Annotated in this window: 3 protein-coding genes and 1 pseudogene; 2 read left to right on the top strand and 2 right to left on the bottom strand. The window is 71.0% G+C overall.

The genetic code is table 11. From position 1 onward, the window contains the following. Both RIM90_RS31055 and mce read right to left on the bottom strand, forming a co-directional pair. Positions 1 to 491: pseudogene (locus RIM90_RS31055) on the bottom strand (hypothetical protein); the annotation flags it as partial. A gap of 232 nt (positions 492 to 723) precedes the next feature. Next, complete coding sequence (mce, locus tag RIM90_RS31050) at positions 724 to 1,164, bottom strand: methylmalonyl-CoA epimerase (RefSeq protein WP_309064075.1); 441 nt, start codon at positions 1,162 to 1,164, stop codon at positions 724 to 726. Positions 1,165 to 1,312: 148 nt separating this feature from the next. Here mce and RIM90_RS31045 point away from each other — a divergent pair, with 148 nt between their 5' ends. Together RIM90_RS31045 and meaB are read left to right on the top strand one after the other, a co-directional pair. Next, on the top strand, positions 1,313 to 2,527 hold the full coding sequence (locus tag RIM90_RS31045; protein WP_309064074.1) for an acetyl-CoA C-acetyltransferase: 1,215 nt from the start codon (positions 1,313 to 1,315) through the stop codon (positions 2,525 to 2,527). A gap of 43 nt (positions 2,528 to 2,570) precedes the next feature. Beyond that, the gene (gene meaB / locus RIM90_RS31040; protein ID WP_309064073.1) at positions 2,571 to 3,527 is read left to right on the top strand and encodes a methylmalonyl Co-A mutase-associated GTPase MeaB; all 957 of its coding nucleotides are present in this window, start codon (positions 2,571 to 2,573) and stop codon (positions 3,525 to 3,527) included. Positions 3,528 to 3,535: the final 8 nt, after the last annotated feature.

Raw genomic sequence — 3,535 nt, 5'->3', positions numbered from 1 at the left:
TGCTCGGTGCGGGCGCGCAACTGCTCCGCCCAGGCCACGTTCTCGTTGACGTGCGACTCGACGGTCTGCCGGCGCTCCGCCAGCTCCTGGTCGAGCTGCTGGCGCCGGGTCACCGCCTCCTGGTGCAGCTCCGCCTGGAGCCGGGCCGCCTGCTCCGCGTGCTCCTGCAGGATCCGCTGGGTCTGCGCCCGCGCCTGGCTCAGCTCGCGCTCGGCGTCGGCGCGGATCTGGTCGGCCTGCATCTGCGCGTTGCGCAGCAGCTGCTCGGCCTGGTAGCCGATGTCCCCGCCGTCGTAGGCGGGCCGGGACATGATGGTGCGCCGCGCCTCGTGCAGCTTGGCGCGCAGCACCTCGACCTGGTAACCGAGGTCCTCGGCGTGCTGGATCGCCTTTTCCCGCTCGGTCCTCAGCCGCTTCATCTCGGCTTCGAACCGAGAGAGGTGGTCGACGTCAGCCGCCGGCTCTCGCTCCTGGCTCTCGTAGCCCCGCACTGCGCGGTCCCATCCGTCCCCTGGTCGCAAGTCTGGCCGAGCTCCGTCCGTCCGACGAACGGGGCTCACCGGGGAATGGTGTCAGATCAACGGCGGAGCATGGGCTGCTGCCCCGGCGCTCGCCCCCCGAAACCCGGACCCCGGTCGGTCCCGCCGCCGTTGACGGCAGGACCCGGTCACCCTGGATCGAGCGGCGACCGCACCCAACCCTACCGGCCCCTATGTACGAAGGTCAGTGCTCAGGTGACTCAACGGGCGCCGAAGTGACCAGTTCCGTCAGGACGCCGTGGCAGTCCTTGGGGTGCAGGAAGGTGATGCGCGACCCCATGGAGCCGCGCCGGGGCTCCTCGTAGAGGACGCGTACGCCCTTGTCGCGGATGCCGGCGGCCTCCGCGTCCACGTCCGCCGTGCCGAAGGCGATGTGGTGGACGCCCTCGCCGTTCTTCGCCAGCCACTTGGCGACGGTGGAGTCCTCCCGGATCGGTTCCAGCAGCTGGAGGTAGGAGGCGCCGCCGTCCGAGGTGTCGTTGATCTTGAGCATGGCCTCGCGCACGCCCTGCTCCTCGTTGACCTCGGAGTGGAACACCTCGAAGCCGTAGGTGGCACGGTAGAACTCGACGGTCCTGTCGAGGTCGAAACAGGCGATCCCGATGTGGTCGATTCGCGTCAGCATGGATTCAGTGCAGCGCCCCCGGGGCGGTTACGCAACGTGCGCGCGATCACACCGAAAGGCCGATGACGCGATCCGCCGGGCGTCAGTACATTCGAAGTAAACCCTCGTTCACTCCTCGGCTGTGCAGGCCGGAAGGGGATCGCAGCTCATGACTTCTGCATCTTCCGCAACGAACGGCACGACGTCCGTCATCGTCGCGGGCGCCCGCACCCCGATGGGACGGCTGCTCGGTTCACTGAAGTCCTTCTCCGGAGCCGACCTCGGCGGCTTCGCGATCAAGGCCGCCCTCGACCGTGCGGGGATCGGTGGCGACCAGGTCCAGTACGTGATCATGGGCCAGGTGCTCCAGGCCGGGGCGGGGCAGATCCCGGCGCGCCAGGCAGCGGTCAAGGCCGGCATCCCGATGAACGTCCCGGCGCTCACCGTCAACAAGGTGTGCCTCTCCGGCCTCGACGCCATCGCGCTGGCCGACCAGCTGATCCGCGCCGGCGAGTTCGACGTGATCGTCGCCGGCGGCCAGGAGTCCATGACGAACGCCCCGCACCTGCTGCCGAAGTCCCGCGAGGGCTTCAAGTACGGCGCGGTCGAGATGCTCGACGCCATGGCGTACGACGGCCTGACCGACCCGTGGGAGAACATCCCCATGGGCCAGTCCACCGAGAAGCACAACACGCGCCTCGGCATCGGCCGCGCCGAGCAGGACGAGATCGCCGCCCTGTCCCACCAGCGGGCCGCCGCCGCCCAGAAGAACGGCATCTTCGAGGCCGAGATCACCCCGGTCGAGATCCCGCAGCGCAAGGGCGACCCGGTCCTGTTCAGCAAGGACGAGGGCATCCGCGGCGACACCACCGCCGAGTCGCTGGGCAAGCTGCGCCCCGCCTTCACCAAGGACGGCACCATCACCGCCGGCTCCTCCTCGCAGATCTCGGACGGTGCGGCGGCCGTGGTCGTGATGAGCAAGGCCAAGGCGCAGGAGCTCGGCCTGGACTGGATCGCCGAGATCGGCGCCCACGGCAACGTGGCCGGCCCCGACAACTCCCTGCAGTCGCAGCCGTCCAACGCGATCCTGCACGCCCTCAAGAAGGAGGGCCTGGAGGTCTCCGACCTCGACCTCATCGAGATCAACGAGGCGTTCGCCGCGGTGGCCGTGCAGTCAATGAAAGACCTTGGCGTTTCCTCCGAAAAGGTGAACGTCAACGGCGGTGCCATCGCCCTGGGGCACCCGATCGGCATGTCCGGCGCGCGGCTCGTGCTGCACCTGGCGCTGGAGCTGAAGCGGCGCGGCGGCGGGGTCGGCGCGGCGGCGCTGTGCGGCGGCGGCGGCCAGGGCGACGCGCTGATCGTGCGGGTCCCCAGGGCCTGAACCGGATTTGTCTGCCGATTTCCCTCTCGTGAACGGAGCTGTGATGCAGGACGTCTCCACTCTGGTGGCCCAGGCCAGGGAGGGCAGGCCGCGGGCCGTGGCCCGGCTGATCTCCCTGGTGGAGGGGGCGTCCCCGCAGCTGAGGGAGGTCATGGCGGCCCTGGCGCCGCTCACCGGCAACGCGTACGTCGTCGGCCTGACCGGCTCGCCGGGCGTCGGCAAGTCGACGTCCACCTCGGCGCTGGTGACCGCCTACCGCAAACAGGGCAAGCGGGTCGGCGTCCTGGCCGTCGACCCGTCCTCGCCGTTCTCCGGCGGCGCCCTGCTCGGCGACCGCGTCCGGATGTCGGAGCACGCCTCCGACCCCGGGGTCTACATCCGCTCCATGGCCACCCGCGGCCACCTGGGCGGCCTCGCCTGGGCCGCGCCGCAGGCCATCCGCGTCCTGGACGCGGCGGGCTGCGACGTGATCCTGGTCGAGACGGTCGGCGTCGGCCAGTCGGAGGTCGAGATCGCCTCCCAGGCCGACACCTCCGTCGTGCTGCTCGCCCCCGGCATGGGCGACGGCATCCAGGCCGCCAAGGCCGGGATCCTGGAGATCGGTGACGTCTACGTCGTCAACAAGGCCGACCGCGACGGTGCCGACGCCACCGCCCGCGAGCTGAACCACATGCTCGGCCTCGGCGAGTCCCGGGCCCCCGGCGACTGGCGCCCGCCGATCGTCAAGACGGTCGCCGCGCGCCAGGAGGGCGTCGACGAGGTCGTCGAGGCGCTGGAGAAGCACCGCGCCTGGATGGAGGAGCGGGGCGTCCTGGCGGAACGCCGGCTGGCCCGCGCCTCCCGCGAGGTCGAGACGATCGCCGTCACCGCCCTGCGCGAACGCATCGGCGACCTCCACGGCGACCGCCGGCTCGGCGCCCTGGCGGAACGGATCATCGCCGGCGAGCTGGACCCGTACCGCGCGGCGGACGAGCTGGTCGAGGGGCTGACGCGGGGCTGACGCCCGGC

Source organism: Streptomyces sp. (assembly GCF_031181555.1).
Classification (GTDB): Bacteria; Actinomycetota; Actinomycetes; order Streptomycetales; family Streptomycetaceae; genus Streptomyces; species Streptomyces fimbriatus.
The sequence above is the reverse complement of the archived record's forward strand: the minus strand, read 5'-3'. Positions and strand labels throughout refer to the sequence as shown.